At 31.4% G+C, this 24,255-nt stretch carries 18 protein-coding genes; 12 read left to right on the top strand and 6 right to left on the bottom strand.

The window, feature by feature from the left end:
• Positions 1-135 precede the first annotated feature (135 nt).
• The 12 genes from OLM54_RS00090 (at position 136) to OLM54_RS00035 (ending at position 20,133) form a co-directional block, all read left to right on the top strand.
• Positions 136-3,513, top strand: coding sequence for a hypothetical protein (locus OLM54_RS00090; protein ID WP_264536588.1), 3,378 nt, complete (start codon positions 136-138; stop codon positions 3,511-3,513).
• An 11-nt stretch (positions 3,514-3,524) separates the two neighbouring features.
• Positions 3,525-7,157 (top strand): RHS repeat-associated core domain-containing protein, encoded by a 3,633-nt coding sequence (locus tag OLM54_RS00085; protein ID WP_264536587.1) that lies wholly within the window; start codon positions 3,525-3,527, stop codon positions 7,155-7,157.
• 2 nt (positions 7,158-7,159) lie between these two features.
• Positions 7,160-7,480 carry a hypothetical protein gene (locus tag OLM54_RS00080; RefSeq protein ID WP_264536586.1) on the top strand — a complete coding sequence of 107 codons (321 nt, stop codon included), beginning with the start codon at positions 7,160-7,162 and terminating at the stop codon, positions 7,478-7,480.
• A 304-nt stretch (positions 7,481-7,784) separates the two neighbouring features.
• The gene (locus tag OLM54_RS00075; protein ID WP_264536585.1) at positions 7,785-8,255 is read left to right on the top strand and encodes a hypothetical protein; all 471 of its coding nucleotides are present in this window, start codon (positions 7,785-7,787) and stop codon (positions 8,253-8,255) included.
• A gap of 15 nt (positions 8,256-8,270) precedes the next feature.
• Positions 8,271-8,459, top strand: coding sequence for a hypothetical protein (locus OLM54_RS00070; protein WP_264536584.1), 189 nt, complete (start codon positions 8,271-8,273; stop codon positions 8,457-8,459).
• A 44-nt stretch (positions 8,460-8,503) separates the two neighbouring features.
• Positions 8,504-8,689, top strand: a complete 186-nt coding sequence (locus OLM54_RS00065) for a hypothetical protein (protein ID WP_264536566.1) — start codon at positions 8,504-8,506, stop codon at positions 8,687-8,689.
• Between the two features lie 6 nt (positions 8,690-8,695).
• Positions 8,696-9,214, top strand: a complete 519-nt coding sequence (locus tag OLM54_RS00060) for a hypothetical protein (protein ID WP_264536583.1) — start codon at positions 8,696-8,698, stop codon at positions 9,212-9,214.
• A 671-nt stretch (positions 9,215-9,885) separates the two neighbouring features.
• Complete coding sequence (locus tag OLM54_RS00055; protein WP_264536582.1) at positions 9,886-10,272, top strand: hypothetical protein; 387 nt, start codon at positions 9,886-9,888, stop codon at positions 10,270-10,272.
• A gap of 532 nt (positions 10,273-10,804) precedes the next feature.
• Positions 10,805-15,415: a hypothetical protein gene (locus OLM54_RS00050; protein WP_264536581.1), complete on the top strand. Its 4,611-nt coding sequence runs from the start codon at positions 10,805-10,807 to the stop codon at positions 15,413-15,415.
• 35 nt (positions 15,416-15,450) lie between these two features.
• The gene (locus OLM54_RS00045) at positions 15,451-16,107 is read left to right on the top strand and encodes a DUF6443 domain-containing protein (protein WP_264536580.1); all 657 of its coding nucleotides are present in this window, start codon (positions 15,451-15,453) and stop codon (positions 16,105-16,107) included.
• Positions 16,108-16,178: 71 nt separating this feature from the next.
• Complete coding sequence (locus tag OLM54_RS00040; protein ID WP_264536579.1) at positions 16,179-19,628, top strand: RHS repeat-associated core domain-containing protein; 3,450 nt, start codon at positions 16,179-16,181, stop codon at positions 19,626-19,628.
• 1 nt (position 19,629) lies between these two features.
• Entirely contained in the window at positions 19,630-20,133 is a 504-nt protein-coding gene (locus OLM54_RS00035; protein ID WP_264536561.1) for a hypothetical protein, read from the top strand.
• Between the two features lie 805 nt (positions 20,134-20,938).
• Here OLM54_RS00035 and OLM54_RS00030 read toward each other — a convergent pair.
• The 6 genes from OLM54_RS00030 to OLM54_RS00005 all read right to left on the bottom strand — a co-directional run bounded on the left by OLM54_RS00030 (position 20,939) and on the right by OLM54_RS00005 (position 24,242).
• On the bottom strand, positions 20,939-21,346 hold the full coding sequence (locus tag OLM54_RS00030) for a helix-turn-helix domain-containing protein (RefSeq protein ID WP_264536560.1): 408 nt from the start codon (positions 21,344-21,346) through the stop codon (positions 20,939-20,941).
• 350 nt (positions 21,347-21,696) lie between these two features.
• Complete coding sequence (locus OLM54_RS00025; protein WP_264536578.1) at positions 21,697-22,101, bottom strand: hypothetical protein; 405 nt, start codon at positions 22,099-22,101, stop codon at positions 21,697-21,699.
• Positions 22,102-22,581: 480 nt separating this feature from the next.
• A complete protein-coding gene (locus OLM54_RS00020; protein ID WP_264536577.1) occupies positions 22,582-23,094 on the bottom strand; it encodes a hypothetical protein in 513 nt (170 codons plus the stop codon).
• A gap of 22 nt (positions 23,095-23,116) precedes the next feature.
• Entirely contained in the window at positions 23,117-23,341 is a 225-nt protein-coding gene (locus tag OLM54_RS00015) for a hypothetical protein (RefSeq protein ID WP_264536576.1), read from the bottom strand.
• Complete coding sequence (locus tag OLM54_RS00010; RefSeq protein WP_264536575.1) at positions 23,308-23,586, bottom strand: hypothetical protein; 279 nt, start codon at positions 23,584-23,586, stop codon at positions 23,308-23,310. The genes OLM54_RS00015 and OLM54_RS00010 overlap by 34 nt, the downstream gene beginning before the upstream one ends.
• 176 nt (positions 23,587-23,762) lie before the next feature.
• Positions 23,763-24,242 carry a hypothetical protein gene (locus OLM54_RS00005; protein WP_264536574.1) on the bottom strand — a complete coding sequence of 160 codons (480 nt, stop codon included), beginning with the start codon at positions 24,240-24,242 and terminating at the stop codon, positions 23,763-23,765.
• Between the last annotated feature and the right edge of the window lie 13 nt (positions 24,243-24,255).

Raw genomic sequence — 24,255 nt, 5'->3', positions numbered from 1 at the left:
TATTACCTAAACTTGTTTCGTCACAAAATTATTCATTAAATTTTATTATCAGAATCTATTGTACCAAAGCTATATCTTAAACATTTTCAAATTTCAAACCAAACCTCATTATTAATAAATATTTCAAATTAAATTATGAAGAAAATTGTAATCTTATTTATTTCAATCATTTCCATAATAAATTCCTATTCTCAAAATCAAGACATTGCTTATCCACATGTCGTTCCAATGACTCCAAATGCGGCTGAACTTGCAAAATATGCAGATTACCCTGTATCTTATTATACCGGAACGCCTAGCACTAATATACCCCTCTACGAAATAGACGTAGATGATTTTAAGCTGCCTATTAACCTGACCTATCATGCATCGGGAATTAGGGTAGATCAAGAAGCTACATGGGTTGGTTTAGGCTGGTCGCTTGATGTAGGAAGCAGAATTTCAAGAAGTGTAAATTGCACAGATGATTTTTTGATTACCCAACCAGACCCTAATTACGTCCCTATATCAATGGGATACTATGATGCCCCTGAACAAAACTCAATACTACAAACACATTTTGATCCTCCAATTATCAGTCCATGGCAGGCTTCTTCTGGATATCGTTTAATTTACGATTCTGAACCAGATATTTTTTATTATAATTTACCTGGTATGAACGGTAAATTTATATTAGATAAATCGAGGGGAGCCGTTTTATTTGATAAATCTCATAATTTAAAAATAGAAGTAGTTAAAAACGCTGTTGGTACAAATACAATTGCATTTAAAATTACAGATGCTCAAGGAAATCAATATTTTTATAATAGATGGGAGATTACCAAAAATTATTCACAAACCGGATTCCTAAATAAAAACATACATACAGTAGCTAACCCCGTATACGATAATGAAACAATGAGTTTTGTAGCTTTCGACAGGGAAGACGATACTGGTATCGTATCAGGACCTCAAAGCCCTTATCCAATGATAACAAGCTGGTGTTTGACTAAAATAATTACAAACCATGGCAAAGAAATTAACTTTACTTATGATGTAGAAACACAAAATCTTCCAGTACAGGAATCTTGTGAAAACTATTTACGTAATCATTCTAGTTATCTATATTATTATAAATCAAAAATAGTTAATACTGCTTTACGTTTAAAGAAAATCGAAGGTGATTTTGGACGTATTGATTTTACTACTTCTTCGAGATATGATATAAAAGGTGATAGCGAGAAATTAGATGCAGTTTGTATATATAATAGCACTAATACTTTAATAAAATGTTACAAATTTGATTATAGTTATTTTAATAATGATTATGCAGAAAATTCTCTATACACTCATGTTTTTAAAAGGCTGAAATTAAATAAACTTACTGAATATACTTCAACTACTCCATCAACAAACGGATATAATACAGCATATTATGCAAATATACCTTTGAATAATGGATATAACTTTGAATATTATCAAGGTGATTTTCCTCCCAAAAATTCTAAAAATGTTGATTATTGGGGATTTCAAAATGGAAGAACATATGGAGAAAATTATTATATAGGATTAAAACTTAATAATGTGAATTACTCTGGTGTAAAAAAGGATGCTAATTTTGATAAAACGATAATAGGAACATTAAAAAAAATCAACTATCCAACCGGAGGTGCTGCAGAGTTTAAATATGAACAAAATACAATTAGTTCCCCATATTTTGAAACGCACACTTATGAAACGCTATCTGCAAGTAATAGTATCATCAAAGATTTACCTGTTTATAATTATTATAGTGTAAATCCATATGAAGATATACCTCCTTCTCAAGTATATACGTTTCAAATTAATACTCCAACTACATTAAAAATAACCGGTAGTTTAGAAAATTCGACTGGTTTAATGGATCCAACTTACAATTATCACAGCATTGCAGGTAATCCTCTTGGCAGGTTAAGAAAAATAAGTCCCTCATCTAGTACACTTTTTACTTATGAATGTCCATATGTTTTTGGTTCTGGTCCGCAGGCTCAAGGAAATGAAATAACATTGAATGATAAAGAATTTACTGTAGATTCAGGCATATATGAATTTACAGCATATACGCCCCCAAGGGATGTACTGGCATTTTGGAGATTATTATATCAGGATATATTTACCTTGCCATCTCCAGGAACTCCTATTGGTCCATATAAAACTGGCGGAATAAGAATAAGCGAAATAAAAACGGATGCAAAAATTAGAAGGTTCACATACCCGGTCGGGAATATGTTGGTAGAACCTGTATTATATCATACTCTTAAAAGGTATGGAGTACCAGAAACTATTTATATTGATGGTGCTTATTGTACACAAGTTTCTGAATCCAAAACTCCATTGTCTTCATTTAATCATGGAAATTTTGTTGGTTATGATTGGGTAGAAGAATATATATTAGATGAAGAAGATGATACTTCTACTACAAGATATACATTTTACAATGATACGGAGTCTGATTTTTTTGACGATAGATTTCCAGATTCTCCTCGTTTTATCAATTACAGAAATGGATTACCTAAATCTGTTGAAAAATTTGCAACATATGGTGGTAGTGCAAATATCTTAGTAGAAAAAGAGGAATTGGATTATACATCTACTAGCAGTAGTATTATAAAAGCCTTTAAGGATAAGGGAACTCCAGATCCTACTTCAGGAGATGCTGAAACGGGCAGAAAAATTTTACAATATTATTACATAGTGGAATGGCCATTAAAAACAAAATTATTAAATACATTAATGACTAATGATAGAAAAAGTATAGTTTCAGAGACGAATTACAGTTATAATTCAAAAGATTTATTACAGTCTACTTCATATAACAATGATAATATTCAGATAACTGAAAAACTCAAGTATGCTTTTGATTTTACCGACCCTACAAGTTTAACTATGGTAAACAAAAATATGATTGGAATACCAATCGAAAGTATTATTTTAAAAAACAACATCGTTACGCAAGGTACAAAAACAGATTATTTCAATAGTTCAGGATTTTATTTGCCGAGAACAATTTCTAAAACTGAATTTAATTCTCCTGCTTCTGAAACAAATTACAGCTCTTTTTATAAGCCTGTTATGAATTTTAACAGTTATACGGCAAAGGGCAAGTTACTGGAATCAAACTATACTGATGGTCCGTCGACTTATTATGTGTGGGGTTATAATGAACAATATCCTATAGCAAAACTGGAAAATTTTACTGCTGCTGACGCTTTAAATATTCAAAGTATTATTTCTGCTACGATAGACGCATCTAATACTGATAGTTCTCCAGCGTTAGAAGATACTTTACGAACTGCTTTGACTAATTTACGGAATGCGGCACCAAATGCGATGGTAACTACTTATACTTATGATCCTTTGATAGGTATAACAAGCATAACAGACACAAAAGGTTATACCATGTTTTATCAGTATGATAACTTCAGTAGATTAAAGCAAGTAGTTGATGCAACAGGCCATATATTAAGCCAGAACGAGTATAATTACAAACAATAAAACCAATGGACATGAAAAAGTTGCTATATATTTTATCAGCCTTATTATTACCATTATTGGTTTTGGCTCAAACGACTTCAAGGAATTTTATTAAATCGACAAGCTTTCAGGTAGAGACTGTAACGGGTAATGTCTCGAATGATCAAAAAGTTGAGGAAATTACGTATTTTGACGGTTTAGGACGCCCATTGCAACGTATCGCAAAACAGTCAGGAGGAAATAAACAAGATATTATTACACCGTTTGGATATGATTATTTTGGCAGGCAAAAAAGAGATTATCTTTCTTATGCTAGACCTGCAAGCAGTTTGAATTTTGAAACTAGCTTAGTACCCGATTATTATGGTGATATTTTAGAACTTAGTTATTTTTATGCTGCAAAATATCCAGATGATTTTCAAAATATAGACCCTTCAGAAGCAACTCCATTTTCTGAAAAGTATTTTGAAGCATCAGCTCTTAGCAGAATTAAAGAACAAAGTGCTCCGGGAGTTACATGGAAATTAGATAAATTTAATGATAATGATCATACCATTAAATTTGAATATAATGCAAATGGTTCAAATGATATAGTAAAACGTTTTGCAGTATCGTTTATTAACGGAAATAAAGAAGTTCCAAATTTAGAAGTTCAGGGATCCTATACTGATTTACAATTGTATAAAACAATTACCAAAAATGAGAACTGGACTTCAGGAAAAAACAATACCACAGAAGAATTTAAAGATAAAGAAGGTCGCGTTATATTAAAAAGAGCATTTTCTGACTATAAAGACAGTAATGGGCAGATCACTTCAACTGAAACTCCTCACGATACTTATTATGTATATGATACTTATGGTAATTTAACTTTTGTAATTCCGCCAAAGGCTGTTGATTTAATAGCTAGCTCAAGCGCGCAAGCCAGTCTAACATCAACAGCAGTAGTGGCTTATGGCAGTACCCTAAATTTGATTGCTTCCAGTTCAATTGTGCTAATGCCCGGTTTTCACGCGCAGACAGGAAGTACATTTAGTGCTGTTGTAGATTCTAATCAGACTACTTTGGATAACTTATGTTACCAATATAAATATGATTCCCGTAATAGGCTTGTTGAGAAAAAATTACCGGGAAAAGGTTGGGAATATATTGTTTATGACAAACTGAACAGACCTATTTTAACACAAGATGCTATTTTACAAACTACAAATAAATGGATTTTTACTAAATATGATGCATTTAGCAGACCTATATATACTGGTGAGTATGTAAACTCTTCACAAACTTCACGTACTGCGGTACAAACTTTAGCCAATGGAAGTGTCGTTTTGTTTGAAAACAGATTAACAACACCATTAGACATTAATACTGTTAGTATAAATTATTCTAACAATGCTTTTCCAAATACAGGAACTGATTTGCTTACCATTACTTATTATGATAATTATGCTAATATCAATTTAGATGGTGGCACAGCTATTACATCTTACGGCATTACTCCTATAACTAATGCAAAAGGAATGACAGTTTGTTCAAAAGTACGTGTTTTAGCTACTAACAACTGGATTACCACTGTAAGTTATTATGACACAAAAGGAAGAATCATATATACCTATAATAAAAATAATTTTTTAGCTACAGAAAATACTGCCAAAAGTAATCTCGATTTTACAGGCAAAATACTTGAAACGACAAGTACACACAAAAAAACAAACGCTCCAGATATTACTATAGTAGACACTTATACTTATGATCATATCGGAAGAACATTGAATCAAAAACAAAAAATAAATAATCAGCCTCAGGAAATCATTGTTTCTAATACTTACGATAACTTGGGTCAGCTGATTACCAAATCTGTTGGCGGAGTACAAACCGTCAATTATAATTATAATGCTAGGGGATGGCTTAAAGATATCAATGATGTCAATAATATAGGAAGTTCTTTGTTTGCTTTTAAAATAAATTATAATACCCCATCAGCTGGAACTCCTTTTTTTAATGGTAACATAAGCCAGACTCTATGGAAAACAGCCCATACAGATACAAGTTTAAGAAGTTATCTTTACAGCTATGATGCGCTTAATCGTTTAATAGATGCAAAAGACAATCTAGATCGCTATAATGAAAGACAATCATATGATAAAAATGGAAATATTATGACAATGTTCAGGAATGGAAATACCATTTTGAATACTCCAAATTACGGTACTATTGATAATTTGACATATGCTTATGACAATGGTAATAAATTACTGAAAGTTGAAGATAGCTCAGGAAATACTCAGGGATTTAACAACGGAAATAGCGGTTCCAATATTGATTATGGCTATGATGTTAATGGAAATATGACAGCAGATGGTAATAAAGAAATTGTAGCTGTAGCTTATAATTACCTCAATCTACCTACAAATATATCTTTTAGTTCAGGAAGCATAGATTATAAATATGATGCACAAGGTCTAAAACAACAAAAAATTGCCGGTAGTATTACAACCCAATATGCAGGAGGCTTTCAATATGAAAATAATGTTTTACAATTTTTTCCGCATCCGGAAGGTTATGTTCGTTATAATTCAGGAGTTTATGAGTATATTTACCAATATAAGGATCATTTAGGAAATGTACGTTTAAGCTATAATAAAAATTTAAATATTATTGAGGAAAACAATTATTATCCATTTGGTTTAAAACAGAGCAGCCATATTAATATTGTAACTAACCAAGGTAATGCTACTGCACAGAAATATAAGTACAACGGAAAAGAGCTCCAAGACGAGCTGGGACTGAATGTTTACGATTATGGTTTTAGACTATACGACCCAGCAATTGGCAGAATGCAAAATCCTGACCCATTGGCAGAGTTAGCTTATGACTTAACTCCTAATCGTTATTGCTTTAATAATCCTATGAGATTTATAGACCCAAGCGGATTATGGGAAACTACTGCGGGTGGATATACTACAAATAAAGCAGAGGATATAAAGCGTTTTATGTCTTATTTAGGATTTGAAAATAATGCTTTGAACAATTCTCCTACATTTGCACAACAAAGTACTTTCATTGAGGGTGAGATGTCAGAAGGAGGTCAAGGTAAATTAAGCGATGGCTCGACATTAGCAGATGAATTTGCAGTTACTACATATAAACAAGAAGGTGGTGGAATTAAGGGTTATGCAGATGAAAAGTCATTTGGTAATTTTTGGCATGGAATTCAAAAGAACCTAACTCCAAATGGTTTAGATACTAGAACAATTGGACAAAATCTATTAGGATTAACTTATCCTGGAGGCAATAATCCAAAAACATATAGTGGGGCTGATGATTTCTCTTATGTTCCTTCAAGTCTTGCAGAATATCCTGCTATTGGACATGACAGGAGGTATGCAAATATTGGAACAGCAGGAGCAGGAGGACTTTTTGGAGACACCAAAGCTATAGGTGCAGATTGGAGATTCGTGGGACAAGAATTATCAATATTAACTTTACCAGTAGATTTAAAAACAAAAGTACAAGCTGGGCTGTTAGGAGTTGGTTTAGGCTTGTTTTCAACAGGCAAGACAGTAATACAGTTAAGTAGTCCTTACAACGGAGGATTGGGTACAGTTCTATTATGGGATAGTGTAGCCAATAAAGGAGTAAATAATCAACCATCTAGTAAATAATTATGGAAAATTTAAAAAGAAAAGCAAAAAGAAGTTCATTATTACTTTCTCTATTATATGTTGGTTTGGGAACAATAGCAGTTTTGTGTTCTTATCCTCCTTTTTATGGAGATTGGGTTTTAGTAGTGCTGTTAATTACGTTTCCTGTAAGTATTCTAAGTTTTGGAATATTAATTGCGGGTAAATATTACACTGCAGTGATAATTGTTCAATTAATTACGTTTGTTGTTTTTTGGTATTTGTGTTATAAATTTTTACTTAAAAAGTATAATAAAGAAAGTAAAGTGCAATTATCAAATGATGATAATTCTAAAGAAATATAAAACCCTCGCTCTACGAAGAGTTTCTTATGAAAAGCTGCGCAAATGTCTCTGACTTTGCGCAATTTTTTTATGTTCTTATAAATAAAAGTCTTTCAATTTTTTACGTTTAGGCCTTATATTGCTTTGATTTTTTACATTCAGAAAACAACATTCTAAGAAAATTAGTTTTAAAGTCAGGAGACTTTATGAGGTTTATGTTTTCAATTATATTTGTTTGAAATGGTGCAAAGTCAGAGACATTTGCGCAGCGTGAACAAGAACACTTCGGTCAGCGAGGGGTTCGGAAGCATGGACAGATGTAAGCATGACCTCAATAGCAGTTTCAGCAGGAGCAGGTGCATTAAGTGGGGGAATATCATCATTAAATCAATATAAAAATGCATCTAGAGTTGCAAAATTAGCCGTTGATGTTGCCACTGATGCAGGAGTAAGTGCGGCAGGTCAGGGTATTAAAGAAGGTAAGGTTTCGTTAAAAAGCACACTTATTGATGTTGGTGCTGGAAGACTTGCAGCAGGTATAGGTAAAAAACTAGAAAAAAGCGCGTTAAACTCTTCAACTGGTAAAAAATTAACAGCTGCGGTTAATACTGAAAAAAATATAGCTCGTGGAAAATCAAATGTGGCTTCTAAAGCGAAAGCAAATGTTAGTGGAGCAACCAAAAAGCTCGAAAATTATGTTGCTAGGAGAGCTAGTACAGCTGCTACAGCCGCTTCAGGAACTGCGTCTACGGCTGTATCAAAAGCAACAGAAAAAAAGAAAACTACTGGTCAATAAAGAAATAAAAATATTATGAAAAATAAATTAATTAGTTGGATAAAAAAACCAGAGAATATAATATTATTAGTTATATTTTCTGCAATAACCATTATGGGCATAATAGATGGTAATCTAATTATAATAATAAAAGTTTATGCAGGAATTGCCTTGTTTAGTGTATTTATAGGATTAATCCTTTATTTAAAAAGCAAATTTTGGTAACGTTTGGATTATGTAACGTACCCGATAGCACAGATTTGTAATCTGTGTACACAAAGAGAATCAAAAAAGCCCTAGATGCTGGAGGTCTAAAGAATGGCGAAGTTAGTAAAAATGAAGGTCTCTTTGGAACACCAATATTAAACTTTAGTCCTAGTTCAAAACAAGCAGAAATAGAAAAAAGTAATAAAGGTACTGATGTTGATAAAAAATTAATTCCTACAAAAAATTAAGTTTAAATGAAAAAAAGTATTAAATATATCTCGATAATTGTTTTAATTGGTATAGTGTATTATTTGGTAAGCGTCTCTGTTCATAATAGTGGTCAATTCATAAACTATTATTTTTATCCTTCATCCTCTATTAGTGAGTCTAAGGAAAAAAATATTTTTTCTAATAAGATTTCTAAGGAAAACATCCAAATAACAGGTAGTAAGCAAATAAATCAGAAAATAGAAGAATTAGAGTTTTGGTTGGATAAAGCTATAACTAAAAAGAATTTCGGTATGAGTGGAATTCTCTCTTATGATATAGTTGACGATAATAGTAGGACACTAAGGATAGCGTATAAGAATACCAAAAAAACATACTCAACAGCTTATGACGATATTATTTGGTTTAAATTAGAAAACGGTCAAATTGAAAACCCAATTACAACGACGGGAAGATTTTATAAGCTTGGAACTAAGGCAAGAATCCATTTTTATGATAATGACAAAAAAAATGAAATTGGAACAGTAATTATAGAAATTAAATAAGTATTCTATTTGACCACGATACTGCAGATTTGCAATCTTGCCAATAATTAGAATCAAAAAGCCATTCCATAACGGAGTGGCTTTTGATTTTATAGCACTTTAAAGTGTACCAAACTGTTAAAATAAAATCCATGTTAGCCTGCAAATGCTAGGTAATTTCAGTAGATTTAAAAAATAGCACTCAGAGCATACTCCCTCCCTGTATCGGCTATTTTGATACGAGAAACCGAGATTTTTAGTGTCAAATTACCCCTCGCTCTACGAAGAGTTTCTTATGAAAAGCTGCGCAAATGTCTCTGACTTTGCGCAATTTTTTTATGTTCTTATAAATAAAAGTCTTTCAATTTTTTACGTTTAGGCCTTATATTGCTTTGATTTTTTACATTCAGAAAACAACATTCTAAGAAAATTAGTTTTAAAGTAAGGAGACTTTATGAGGTTTATGTTTTCAATTATATTTGTTTGAAATGCCGCAAAGTCAGAGATTTTTGCGCAGCGTGAACAAGAACACTTCGGTCAGCGAGGAGAAAAGAGGTTCCGGGATCTAGAACAACAAAATTTAAAAAAATTTAAATCATGAAAATAAATATTATTTTTTTTTACTGCTTGTATTATCTTTTTCGTGCAATAAACAATCGGAAAAGAATAATTTAAAAAAAGTAACAGCCTCATTGAATTATGAAAAATACTATAATTTAAAACAAAAAGCTAAAAAGCTTGCGGATAGCGCTTTGACTTATGGAGATACAAATTCATATAAGTTAGCTTTTAAACAATATGGTTTATTAAATTCTTATGAGGAATTTTTATATTATGCTATAAAGATGTCACAAATACATGATTTTAGCGAAGCTTATTTTGATACATATTATCTATTAACATTACGTGAGAAAGACAGTTCAAGTAAATCAAATAATCTAGCGAATTATTATTTATTTAAAGCATATGAAAGAGGAAATATTCATGCTAAATATGAAGTTGGTGAAATTTACTCAAATCCAAAAGACATACCAAAATCATCTTATTATTTATTTAAAATCGTTAATACAGCAAGGTAGATATATTTACAAAAAATTGACTTATAAGTCGTTTTTTTGTTTTAACTGTTTCTCTAGCAAACAACTGTCTTACTCCAGACAGAATCATTATTACCACTCCCGCACGAATCCTTTCATTTGGCCGTTACAAGGATAAGGTCTTTTAGAGATGCAATCTTTGATATTTACTAAGATAAAAATTGGAAACTTTAAATCATTTTAGTTTCTCAAAAGTAAGAGGTATTTGCCTAACGGAGTATTTTTGAACGCAAAAAGTTAACTAAAAACGATTATAATTATTCTTCTTTCATCCTCATTCAATATATTAATTCCAGTTGCATATCAGTAGTAATAATTCTACATTTTGACTTAATTGAACAGTAAGATTGGTTAAAAATTATATTTTTATTGAATAATCAAATAAAAAAAACACATTATTTAAAAATACAATAATCAAAACTTTTCTTTCATTTTAAAAGTTAAAATTAAAGAAATATAATATATATTTAACCAAATTTTACTAAAAGCCAAAAACCAATTTATAGATTAATTTATGAAAAAACATTACTATTATTTATTTGTTCTTATTTTTTTCTTTTTTAATGTTAGATCTCAAACTCAGGTTCCAGGAGGAGATAATCCCACAGAACCAATCGATCAGGGACCAATTGGAGGTGGCACCGATACTCAATCAACAAATCTTAACGATTTACTTTATAGTGAAATTTTTACTCCAAAAATTGGTGCTCCAAATGCAGCCGGTTTTAAACAGGTGAATTTTTCAAGTGTTGGAGAATATACCGGTTCCGCAAGTATAAATGTTCCAATATACCAAATTCAAATAGGACAAATTAATATTCCAATTGAATTAAATTACTCTTCAACAGGTGTTAAAGTCGATGAAACCGCTTCTAACGTTGGTCAAAACTGGTCTTTAAATGCAGGCGGAATTGTAACAAAAGTAATAAAAGGAATAGAAGATTTTAAGCTTAGTGTTGAAGGAGCATTAGGTGATCCTATCAGTCATAGATTAAAATTTTCCCAACTTGGTACAAGTACTGTATTAGGAATGAGACTCAAGGAAGTTGGATGGCTTTTGCAAAATCAAAACATTTCTTTAAATAATTACTACGATATAACTTCTGGTGTTGATAAAGTCTACACATTGTTTGATATGGGAATCATAACTACAAAAAAAGATTTATCTCCTGATTTATTTTATGTAAATGCACCAGGGCTTAATACATCCTTTACCCATAGAAAAGATGCCTCGGTAATGGAAATTGCTTATCAGGGTAATAAAATTACAACTACAATAGGCAAATCACCAGTTATTCCGTTTTTTCCAGAATTTAGAGATAATATTAAATTTCAGGGAGATTTAAGCTTTTTCGATGGAGGGCCACAAAGAAAAATACTGGGAGTTAATAAAATAGAGATAACTAATATAAACGGAACTCAATATGTATTTGATCAATTAGATGTAAATCAATATGTTAACCGAGATGTTTTTACTACCTATGCAAGTATAGAATCTAGCAGAGATCTTACATCTCAGGAAATAATGGCTTATAAGTTAAGCTCGATAAAAGATTTCAAGGGCAATGAGGTTACGTTTACCTATGAAAAATATGCTATAAATTATCCTGAATATCGAAAAACATCTGATTATGAAGTAACAAATAATAGTGGTAATCAATCGACTCAAAATTTAAGTTCTACTGAAATTAGGTTTCCAAATTTAAACAGAATAAGTAAAATAAATTATGCTGAAGGATCTGTTGAATTTAAGTATGAAGAGCCTAGAAAAGATTTGCCCGGAGATTATGCTTTATCAAAAATCATTATTAAGGACATTAATAACAATATTATAAAAACGATAAAGTTAGAATATGACTATATGGTTTCTAATAACAAGTGCGCTGAACCTACTTGTAAAAGACTACGCCTATTAACGGTACAGGAAACAGGAAAAAACAATGCAGTTATACCTCCATATCGATTTTTTTATAATGATGATATTAAACTTCCGGAAAGAGGTTCAACTATTACAGATTATTTAGGATATGCAAATGGTCCTGTACCAAGTGAATATAATAATGTAACTTCTGTGAGTTGTGCTTCTTGCCTTATTCCTCCTCCTAAATTATATTACAGCCCTAATAAAAAAGATTTATCAGTTTCTCCCTTCCCTATTTTTCCTTCAAGTTTTGTTACTCAAGGAAGGTCGTTACAGCCTTCTTTACCTTATACAAAATCGGGTGTTTTAAATAAAGTACAATATCCAACTGGTGGCAGAGAGGAATTTGAATATGAATTAAATGATTTTTATTCTTCCTTAACCGGACAAAATGTTCAATCTGGCGGTTTAAGAATTTCAATTCATAAATTGGTAGATACGAAAGGAGCTATACAAGTACACAAGTATAATTACCTTGATATTAATGGTAATTCTTCTGGTATTCTAAATAATTTACCTACACTTGGAATTTCTCATGCCTATAGCGAATCATTAGCAGCTACTTACTTAGGTATAGGGTCATACTCACTTCAAACAGGGCTTGTGCTGCATACTTTTACAAGTTCAAGAACTGATTTTGACGTAGTGGAAGGATCAAACGTAGGATATTCTAGAGTTTTGATTAAAGAAAATGCTGATAACGGTTATGTGGAAAAGATATTTTCTACAAGAAAGGATTTTCCAATCGAACAACCATTGTTTACATACAGAGATTATGATAAAAACAAGATTCAGTTTGGTTTAAATAATGGATGGAGGCTTCCTACAACTAATAATACTGAATTATTAATTGGTAAACTAAAGTTTATTAGAAAATACGACAAAAACAATATTCTGGTTGAAGAAACCAAAAATAGCTATCAATATGATATTTTTGATCAAATTACTGATAAAGTTGGGATTTCGAGGAAAGAAGTTTTTCCTTCTGAACATTTTGATGCTGAACCAATAGAACCGGATTTTGCATTTTATCCTTCTGTGTATGCCAGTAGAAATTTAACTAATGAAACTAAAACAGTAACAAAATACGATCAAAACAAGGTTCAAAATATTACTACAACTACTTATGATTTAAAATATTCATTGCCAAAAGCAGTAGAAAGTGTCGTTAATGAGTCCGGAGTTACAACTTCTTTAATAAAAGAAACCAGTTATCCGCATAACTTTACAACTCCTTTAATGACAAGTCTTGTCACTGCTAATCGTATTGCAGAACCAGTGCTTTTAAAAACTTTACGCAAAACAGGCGAAAGCCAGGAAGATCTTACTTCACAAGAAGTATTATACAATAGTTTTACTAAAGGCAACAAAACTTTGATTCTGCCAAGAGCAATACAAACTCTTAAAGGAATACAAACAGCGACTAATCAATTTGAAGAAAAAATCCAGTTTCATGATTATGACAAGTTTGGTAATTCAATAGAATCATCCAAAAAAAATGACACGCATTCCGTATATTTATGGGGATATAACTACTCTAAACCTATTGCTAAAATTGAAAATGCAACTTATTCTCAAGTGATGACTTCATTGGGGAAAAGTAATTCTGAAACTCTTGAGTATTTGCAAAGCTATACAGAAGAACAATTAAAAAATGAAATTGAAAAGATAAGAACCAATTTAGGCAGTGCAATGGTTACGTCTTATATATACAAACCTTTAATAGGTATTACAACAATTGTGGATCCAAAAGGAAATTTAATTTCATATGAATATGATGATTTAAATCGCCTTAAAAAAATCAAAGACCAGGATCAAAATATTATTGAAGAATATTGTTATGGTTATAATGGCGTACCTAATGATTGTCAAAACAGCATAAGAATTCCATCAGAAGAAGATAATTCAATTTATGATACTGATTTACAAGTAATAGTTGGTGATTATACATCATATAAAATACCTGTAGCTTGTGGCAGAGGAGTAAGCTGGGAAGACAAATTACCAGATGATGCTCCATACAAAGGAAGAAACATCTTAAGCCTTCATGATAAGTTTTACTTTCCCAATCCTTCTCAGACAGGTGTACATTATACCCCGGGTTATACACCATTACCTGATGATTATAGACAACTAAATCTGCCTTATCCTTTGGAAGAATATACGTGTAATTATTATGCCGAAAGGTCTGGTTATTCTTTTAGCCTTGCAGGATTAGAAAATCCTAAATTTCTTGGACCAAACAGAGTTATTGAATTAACGTGGTGGATGGAAATTGATGGAAAAAAAATAGAACTTCCGCAAGCTCAGGAATATTCAAATATCTTTTTTATACCAAAATGTTTAGAAGGAACTTTTGGCAGAATAGTTTGTTCTGCAAAAATAACATCAGGTTATGATCGTGAGGATCCTATTAGAAAGACTGTCATTTATCTGGCAAAAAGCAATTTAATGCAATTTAAAAGCGGGCTGGATGATTATGATAATTTACCTGCCTTTTATAAGTTAAGTATTTCTGATTTTTATTCTGGTGATGTTTGCAGCAAAACTTCAGGATATGGAATTGGAAATAATTCGGGAACAACACCTGCAGATCCCGGATATTGGAATGATTCTCCGTGGACAATTGATAATGGCAACCCAGAGCCATCTGATTTTAAAATATGGGTCGATAATTTTCAATTTTATGACATTCCTGTTCCGGCATGGCTTCCAACAACTTTTACCTGGACAGGTGTTACTAACCCTAGCTTACATCCTTTATTTAATTTTCCTAGACCAACAGGCGGAATTCATAATGAAGATATATTTACTCCTATAGCTTTTCCATCTTTCATAACTTTTCCGTATATGCTGGAATATTATACTAGTTTTTATGTGAATAAAGGAGCATATAGATTTGATAGGGAATCTGTAATTCAAAAAGTAGAAAATAGTTCTAGTTATACTTTTAATTGGTATTTAAAAATTGAAAACACTGGACAGCAAATTCCAATCATTAGAACTTTAGAATCTAGAGATCTTTTCTTTATTCCGCCATCGCTAAACGGAAAGAGAGGAAAATTAATTTGTATTGCTACAAAAAGATTTGATTCGGGTCCGCCTTTGTCTTTTGAAAGTGAAATAATAACTTTTCAACAAGGATTATCAAGTAGCGACAATCTAAATTATCAAGCTGACTTTCTTTCTGAAGACGGACTATAATTTAGAGGATTTAAAAACCTAATCATAAGATTACGATGAAAAAAAACAAACGATATAGCATACAAATTATTTTGTTGTTATTTACTATATATACGACAGCTCAAACTCCGGCAACAATAACAAAAGGAAGCATAAATACACCTTATACAGTAACAGGAAATGAAACCCTTATTGCAACACAAAGTATTACACTTAGCCCTAATACTTATATACTGGCCGGAAGTACATTTTGGGCAAAAATTAGTGCCGACGAATACATTCCTCCTTTTGCTTTAAGCAATGAAAATTTCGTTTTTACGCGCAAATATCAAACGGGTTTAAAGTCTAGTGATGCCATAGCAAATAATTCTGACGTTATAGAAGGTGTTGTATATTATGATGGCTTAGGCAGACCAATTCAGAATATTGGTATAAAGGCTTCGCCTAATAAAACAGATATTATTACACATACTGCTTATGATAATATTGGTAGACAAGAAAAAGAATATTTACCGTATATGGATAATTTGGGTTCTGTTGCATCATACAGAAAAAGCGTTGATGCACAATCCGGAACTATTGATTACTATAAATTAAATTATCCTCAGGATATTGATAATGCGCTTCCTAACCCATTTTCTCAAAAGAAGTTTGAAAACTCACCTTTAAATCGTGTATTATTGCAAGCTTCTCCGGAAAAGACTGGGCATTAGGTTCTGGTCACGAAATAAAACTAGACTATCAAACCAATAGTGCAACAGCAGCTGATGAAGTTAAACTTTATGTGGTTACAACAACATTAAATTCTGATGGTGTTTATGTTCCAGCTGTTTCTACTACTACAACTTATTCTGATAATCAATTGTATAAGAGTATAACTAAAGATGAAAATTGGGTAAGTGGTAAAAATAATACAACAGAAGAATTTAAAAATAAAGAAGGAAAACTTATTTTAAAACGCACTTATTCTAACTATGCATCTCAAACAGAAGTTAAGCACGATACCTATTACATTTATGATATTTATGGAAACTTAACTTATGTTTTATCCCCTAAAGCCGAAGGAGCAATAAGTGATTCTGCTTTAAAAGAATTGTGTTATCAATATAGATATGATACAAGAAATAGGCTAGTTGAAAAAAAATTGCCTGGTAAAGAATGGGAATATATTATTTATGATAAATTAGACAGACCGATACTTTCGCAAGATGCTAATTTAAAAGCCAGCAACAAATGGATGTTTACTAAATACGATGCTTTTGGCAGACCTGTATATACAGGTGAATACATAAATTCCGTACAAATAACCAGACCTTCTGTACAAGCCTTGGCAAATGATAGTTCAGCTTTATTTGAAAACAAACAGGCTGACGCTTTAAATATTAACGGTACAAGTGTAAATTATTCTAATATTGTTTTTCCAAATACAGGAATTGACCTTTTTACCATAACTTATTATGATAACTATCTTGATATAGATTTAGATCAGGGAACAGCGGCTATATCATATGGCATTACACCTGCTACCAATGCCAAAGGACTAGCCACCTGTTCTAAAGTACGTATTCTAGGAACATCAGCCTGGACAACCAATGTTAGCTATTATGATACTAAAGGAAGATCTATTTATAATTATAATAAAAATAATTATTTAAATATAGTTGCATCAGTAAAAACCCAGTTAGATTTTGCTGGTAAAACACTACAGACTACCTCTACACATAAAAAAGACAGTGATGGTATGATAACTATCATTGATACTTATTCTTATGATCATGCAGGCAGAGCATTAACACAAAAACAAACTATTAATAATCAGCCGGAGGAAATAATTGCAAATAATGCATACGATAGTTTAGGGCAGCTAATAGCGAAAGGTGTTGGCGGTAAAGCAACAACACAATCACGACTACAAAACGTTGATTACAGCTACAATATTAGAGGCTGGTTAAAAGGTATTAATAATGTAAATAACATTAGTAATAATTTATTTGCTTTTCAGATAAACTATAACACTCCAACAACGGGAGCTCCATTGTTTAATGGCAATATTAGCCAGACCTTTTGGAGAACAGCCAATACTGACAATAGTTTAAGAAATTATACTTATAATTATGATAATTTAAACAGGTTAACACAAGCTACAGATAATTCAACCATAAACCCGGGAAGATATAACGAAGGTATCAAATATGATAAAAATGGTAACATTATGAGTATTTTAAGATTAGGGAATACCAATTCTACCGCTACTCTATTTGGTACTATGGACAATCTGGTTTATGCTTATGATACTGGAAATAAGCTCACCAAAGTAGAAGATGTATCAGGCAGTACCGAAGGATTCAATAATGGAAGTAATACTGCTGTTGAGTATACTTATGATAATAATGGAAACGTGAGTACTGATAGTAATAAAGAAATTACTGCTATACTATATAATTATTTGAACCTTCCTGTAGAAATAAAATTTAGAGATGATGATTATTCAAAAATTAATTATATTTATGATGCTTTAGGAACAAAACAAAAGAAAAGAGTAAACAAAGAGGGAGACGTAACAGAAACTATTTATGCCGGAGCTTTTCAATATGTTCAAAATTTTGAAGAAGGTAACGGATCTGTTTTAAAATTTATTAACCAACCAGAAGGTTATATTGAGCCTATTGGCAGTTCTTATAAATATGTATATCAATACAAAGATCATTTAGGTAATATAAGATTGAGTTATGCTGATAATAACAATGATGGTGTAATTACAAGCCAGACAAATTCTCAGACTTTATGGCAAGACAGTTTTGAAAACCCAACAGGTTGGGATGGTACCGGTGCCAGCTGGGGACATGCTTTAGATGCATTTGACACAGCTGTAAAACATTCTGGTAATCGCTCAGGAAGAATAGATGTACATGTGGAAGACGTATCGAGATCTGTGCACAGTACACAGTGGATTGCCGTAAACAATACTGTAGATACGCAATATCGTATTTCAGGATGGGTTCTTTTAGAAAACATAACACAATGGTCTCGTGCCAGATTGGAACTGATGGGAAAAAAAGAAGGAGAAACTGAATATACAACACTGTATGATTATAAATACATCACTACTAAAGGCGAATGGATATATGTTGAAAAGATTGTTACGGTACCAGCCAATATTAAAACGATAAATTCAAGAATAACCCTTGATTACAACACTGGTACTGTAAAGGGAAGTGCATGGTTTGATGAGTTAAAAATAGAAAAAATAACACAAAATGGGCAAAACGAAATAGTGGAAGAAAACAATTATTATCCTTTTGGATTAAAACAGAAGGATAACAATAATATGATCGTTTCATCAAATCCAGCTCAGAAGTATAAGTACAACGGCAAGGATCTCCAAGACGAGCTGGGGCTTGGATTCTATGACTTTGGGGCACGTAATTATGATCCAGCGATTGGTCGCTGGATGAATATTGATCCTTTGGCTGAAACATCCAGAAGATTTAGTCCTTATACATACGCACTTAATAATCCTGTCTTTTTTATTGATCCTGATGGAATGCAGGCGACATATAATTGGGAAGAACATAACAAAGGAAATAAAGGAGTATATAATGATGGTGATAAAACTGTTTCTTTTAGCGATGCCATGGGTAGTATTGGTTTAAATAGTAACGGAAGTGAAAATAAAAGCGATGAAACATCAAATGATGGTAGTGAACCACCAGTCAATTTTTTCGCACGTGATCATTCTAATTTCGCTGGAACATTTGATGAAAAAAATAAACCAGAAAATTACCAAATTGGAGATGGGATTTTTGACGTCTTTGGTCATGGAGGAGTTGATGGAGAAGGCGAAGGTTTTTTTGCTGATTATAAAACGGGTGGTCCTTTTATTGATAATGCTCAAGATTTTGATACAAGAATGTCAAAGGTAAGTCCTGCATATAAAAAACAAATAGAAGGCGGATTTGGGGCTTTTACAATAAATCTTTTTATATGTCAAGGAGGCTCCGGAAATAAATCTATGGCAAAAAAAATATCTAAAGCTCATCCAAACGCAACAGTTGTTGCATTTGATGGTTTTGTTATGTATGGAAATGATGCAAGTGGGAAGTCTGTAATTAATGGAGCAAGTTCAAATATCAAATATAATGATAATAAAGGTTATAGAGTAGTTTATCAAAATGGAAAAGAAATCAGTAGGATGCTATATAGCACATATAGGGCATCTGGTAAATTGTTTTAATATGAAAGTAACAAATTTAATAATTTTGGCTATTGTTAGTTTTATCTTTTGTAATTGTAAAGATAATAAAGAGGTAAAGCCTAAGATTGAAGATAATTCGAAATCAACTTTAGGAGTTTATCAAGATTATTTTAATGATAAAAAGAAGGTTGATAGTTTAATGGACAAAATAGTAAATAAAGGTGATACATTAGCCTATAAGGAACTATCTATGATTTATGCATTAAGCGGTCACAGGTCTGATTATTTGCGTGTGTCGTTAATAATGGCAAACAAATATCAATATGCTCAAGCGTATTATGATGTATATAACGATTTGTATCGAACTAATAGTTATATAAGTGGTAATGATGAAGAGACAATTGAAGATTTAAATGTATTGGATACAGAGACTAGAAATTTAGCCATCAAATATTTAGAAAAATCAGCAAGTAGAGGCTATACAAAAGCTAGAAAAAGCTTATTGTTGTACAACAGTAAAGGTGAATTGTTGAAGAATAAGTAATTATAAATAACTCAATACAAAGGAAAAGCTGCGCAAAAGTCTCTGACTTTGCGCTTTTTTTGTTGCTTTAAAACGTGAATTTCATAAAAGTTCTTAACTTTTTACAATTAGCTTTCAAATAATACTGATGTCAATTAATTGCATTTATAAAAGACTAAGATTAAAAAAGTATTAAATTGTAATTGAATTTTATTTGAGTTTTTATTAAAATCTAGTTTAAAGTCAGGAGACTTTATGAGGTTTATTTTTTTCAATTATATTTGTTTCAAATGGCGCAAAGTCAGAGACATTTGCGCAGCTGGTGTGCTTTAATAAATAAACTAATGATTAATAATGAAAGCAAAATACTTACAATTGTGTTTTTTCGTAAACTGTTTACTTAGTTCATGTAATGATGGAATTTTAAAAGATTCTGAAATAAGAGAAACAAAAGAAATTATTTTAAATTCTGGGAATAAGGATTTATATACCAGACTATGTATATACTTCGATGAAAAAGGAGACTTTGAATCTTCATTGCCATATTCAATAGTTATGGCGTATAAATATAACGACAAGGATGCTTACTATAATATTTATAGAACTATGATTCGAATTAAAATCCGCATTTTTTTTGAAAGAATACTACCGCTATCCAAAAATTTCTCATGAAAAGCTGAATGTCTCCTAACTTCGCACCCATTTGAATCAAACAAAAGCCACTTCATTAAACGGATTGTTTTGAGGAAATTTCAAACTAAAAAGCTCTGGAATCTTCAATAAAAAACTCCATTATTTCAATGGAGTTTTTTATTGCTTTTAAAGGTTATTTCCCTTTCATTAATTTTTCTAAATACTCAACTTTATCTTTTTCAGCCTGCAATAAACGTTCGTAAAGTTTTTTATTTTCATCGTAAGATTCAATTAGTTTGTCTAATGGATTAAATGTACAATGATAATTCCCTACAGTTCCCTGACTATTATCGTAAAAATTATTGAAATAATTAAATACGCTTTCTTCTGAAAAATTTTTAATTGCTTCTACACTTACTCCAAGAGCTTTCGCCACCTCAATAAGTTTTTCTTCATCTATGGTTTCACTATTTTCCATAGCAGATATAGCTTGTTGGTTTGTTCCTAAAGCTTGTGCCAAAGCTTCCTGCTTCATGTCTTTCAGTTCACGAATACGGCTGATTTTTCGCCCTATATGATTTGGTTTTGTTAATGTGCTCATAGTTCAAAGATAATAATTACCAATAAAGAATTAAGTGAAATGTAAAAAACAGGTTCCGAACTGTAGGATACGGTTAATCTATTATTTACTTGCTGTGTATTAAACAAAAATACAATTATTCGGGCAGGTATCAACCAGAAATTTAAAATTATACTTTTTGAAATTGTAGAAGCAGAATTAAAGCGATTGGAAATATACTGAATCTAAAAAATAAAAAATATCTCCAAAAAAGACAAAAAAAAGCCACTCTAATTTAACGAAGTGGCTTAATTTTTTTTCTAGAAAAGAATTTTATTTTTTTGATGATTTTTCAAGGGTTTCTAATCTTTTATTCTGCTCTTCAATAACTTTTAATAGTTTCTCCGTTTTCTTTCCTGCTCTATCGCATAAAGAGTCAATTCCTCTACCTTTTTAAGCAAAGCCATATTCATTTCTGCTAATTGAATTCCGTTTTTCTCGAATTCTTTTGCTGACGGGATTTCAGGTAAATGGCTATTTTGATTTACATAGTTTTCTACTTCTTGCAGACTTCTTAATTTATAATCTTTTGCAAAAACATAATCGGGTACAGGAATATTTGAATCTACTTTTACCTCTTTAGAATGGATCGTACCATTAACCGCTAATTTTGCATCCGGATGTTCAGTTCCTATCCCCACATTACCCGCAGCATTCCAGATACTTCCTCCAGAGAGATAAACGTTACCCTTAAATCTATTTTGATATGGAACTTCGACCGTTTTAGTCCCTGTCATTGGTTCATCAACAGCTGTCCATCCTTGAAACCAGGCACTAGTCTCACTTAATCCTGTAGCATAAGCACTAACTGTAAATCTTTGAAAATAAACTTTATCATTTATAAAAATAACGACCTTTCCATTTTCATTAGATAGATAAATTTCCGGAGTGTAACTTCCTGACGAGGAAATTTTTGGTTCATGAAAATAATACGCTGAGGGATCGGATGAAGAACATTAAAATAAATGTAATAAACAAGGGTTAAGTTTATAGGTTCCGCTGTATTATAATTATAACCTACTATCGTTATAGTAGGCATCTGATTTGCTGGAAGGAACGGCAAATTCGTTTTTATTTTTACGCCATAACTGGGAGTACCATATATGGAATAATTTACAATATTATTATAGTTTTGAGCATTACTAATTGCTGTAAAAAGTAATATTAAAATCAATATAAATTTCTCATGGTATTTAGTTTAATAATATTTTTCTTTTTTACTTCCTGCAAATTTCTGATTTCAGTTCTTTATTCTCTTGTTTTAAAATTGTAATATCCTTTTTCATCTCAATCATATACAAAGTTATTTCCTCGATTTTTTGAAGCAACTTAGCATTCATTTCTCCCAAATTAATTCCATTTTCAAGAACCTCCTTTTCACTTGGAATATTTTCTAAATGTCCTTTTTTGGCAATATGTTTTTCAACTTCTTCCAATGTTGGTAAATCATATTCTTTTTTAAACACAAAATCTGACCAGTTTAACATATCCACTTTTACTTCTTTGGAGTGAATTGTTCCATTTACATCTAGTTTGTTTAATGGGTTTATTGTACCAATACCTACATTGCCATTTCCTGAAATTCTAAGCTTCTCTGTTTGTCCTGTTAAATGAGACTCCATCGTAAAAAATTGCATTCCATAAGCATTGCTTCCTGCGTTTTGTACAATTGTAGCAATTTTTGTCCCAACTTCAGTATAATTGGCATCTTTAACAGAGTGCGTGATCATTACAGCAGAAAGATTATCAACATTATCTATTTTTTACTAATATATTTCCATTATAAATTGCCAATTTTGCTAAAGGATTTGTTGTCCCAATTCCAACATTTCCATTTCCATTAATGTGCATACGAACCTCAGGTGAATTACCTAAAGAATTATCATTGGCATTGTTGGTTAAAAATTGTAAATAGGTATCATAACCGCCGCCTCTGTAACTTCTTATAACAGCTGAACCTGCAGCAGCAAAATCCAACTTACATCCTGAGCTGAATTTGCATTTTCCGGTGAATTTGGTCCACAAATACTAATAGCTTTTAAAGGTGTAGGATAACCATCCGGTCCTGCCTGAATAGTAAGTTTTGCTACAGTATTACCAGTCCCAATTCCTATATTATTATTAATAGACGTCCCATAGATTGTTCCACTTGGAGTATAAAGTTGTGCTTTTATAGAAAATGAAAAAGCAATTATTGCAATAAAAGTTAGTTTATTTTTCATATAAAACAGATTTTTATTTTGATTGATTTTCTAATTTAACCACTCTTTCCAGAATCGATTGGAATTTTTGATTTTCTTTTTTCAATAAATCAATCTCCTCTGATTGTTTATATTATTGTTTTCCTGTTGAATAATATAAAGTGTTAACTCCTCAATTTTCTGTAAAAGTTTCGCATTCATTTCACCCAAATTAATTCCATTTTCGAGAACTTCTTTTTCACTAGGAATATTTTCCAAATGTCCTTTTTCGGCAATATGTTTTTTACTTTTTCTAATGTTGGTAAATCATATTCTTTTTTAAACACAAAATCAGACCAACCTGTCATATCAACTTTTACTTCTTGAGAATGGATCGTACCTTTTACATCTAGTTTATTTTTTGGGCTCAATATTCCTATACCTACATTGCCGTTTTCTAAAGTTTGAGATTCCTGAGTTACTGAAAGGAGGTAAAATGAGCAAACGATCCACCAATCTGATCCTGTTGATTTATAAGTATCAAACTCTGATTGACTAATCACTACAGAACTGTACGTAGAAAAATTGTTGTCTACAAATGTTTGATCAAAAAAATTACCCTTTACTGCTGCTTGAGCATGCCACAATGGATTAATCTGATTATTAGCATTATCTTCTAGAGTATTTATTCCATCCATTTAATCATGAAAA

The sequence above is a fragment of the Flavobacterium sp. N1736 genome (assembly GCF_025947065.1).
GTDB lineage: Bacteria > Bacteroidota > Bacteroidia > Flavobacteriales > Flavobacteriaceae > Flavobacterium.
The sequence above is the reverse complement of the archived record's forward strand: the minus strand, read 5'-3'. Positions and strand labels throughout refer to the sequence as shown.

What these genes read in the sequence shown, in the direction of transcription:
- OLM54_RS00090 (WP_264536588.1), top strand. Translation starts at nt 136, where the DNA reads ATGAAGAAAATTGTAATCTTATTTATTTCAATCATTTCCATAATAAAT.
- OLM54_RS00085 (WP_264536587.1), top strand. Translation starts at nt 3,525, where the DNA reads ATGAAAAAGTTGCTATATATTTTATCAGCCTTATTATTACCATTATTG.
- OLM54_RS00080 (WP_264536586.1), top strand. Translation starts at nt 7,160, where the DNA reads ATGGAAAATTTAAAAAGAAAAGCAAAAAGAAGTTCATTATTACTTTCT.
- OLM54_RS00075 (WP_264536585.1), top strand. Translation starts at nt 7,785, where the DNA reads ATGACCTCAATAGCAGTTTCAGCAGGAGCAGGTGCATTAAGTGGGGGA.
- OLM54_RS00070 (WP_264536584.1), top strand. Translation starts at nt 8,271, where the DNA reads ATGAAAAATAAATTAATTAGTTGGATAAAAAAACCAGAGAATATAATA.
- OLM54_RS00060 (WP_264536583.1), top strand. Translation starts at nt 8,696, where the DNA reads ATGAAAAAAAGTATTAAATATATCTCGATAATTGTTTTAATTGGTATA.
- OLM54_RS00050 (WP_264536581.1), top strand. Translation starts at nt 10,805, where the DNA reads ATGAAAAAACATTACTATTATTTATTTGTTCTTATTTTTTTCTTTTTT.
- OLM54_RS00045 (WP_264536580.1), top strand. Translation starts at nt 15,451, where the DNA reads ATGAAAAAAAACAAACGATATAGCATACAAATTATTTTGTTGTTATTT.
- OLM54_RS00035 (WP_264536561.1), top strand. Translation starts at nt 19,630, where the DNA reads ATGAAAGTAACAAATTTAATAATTTTGGCTATTGTTAGTTTTATCTTT.
- OLM54_RS00030 (WP_264536560.1), bottom strand. Translation starts at nt 21,346, where the DNA reads ATGAGCACATTAACAAAACCAAATCATATAGGGCGAAAAATCAGCCGT.
- OLM54_RS00025 (WP_264536578.1), bottom strand. Translation starts at nt 22,101, where the DNA reads ATGACAGGGACTAAAACGGTCGAAGTTCCATATCAAAATAGATTTAAG.
- OLM54_RS00020 (WP_264536577.1), bottom strand. Translation starts at nt 23,094, where the DNA reads ATGATCACGCACTCTGTTAAAGATGCCAATTATACTGAAGTTGGGACA.
- OLM54_RS00010 (WP_264536575.1), bottom strand. Translation starts at nt 23,586, where the DNA reads ATGAAAAATAAACTAACTTTTATTGCAATAATTGCTTTTTCATTTTCT.
- OLM54_RS00005 (WP_264536574.1), bottom strand. Translation starts at nt 24,242, where the DNA reads ATGGATGGAATAAATACTCTAGAAGATAATGCTAATAATCAGATTAAT.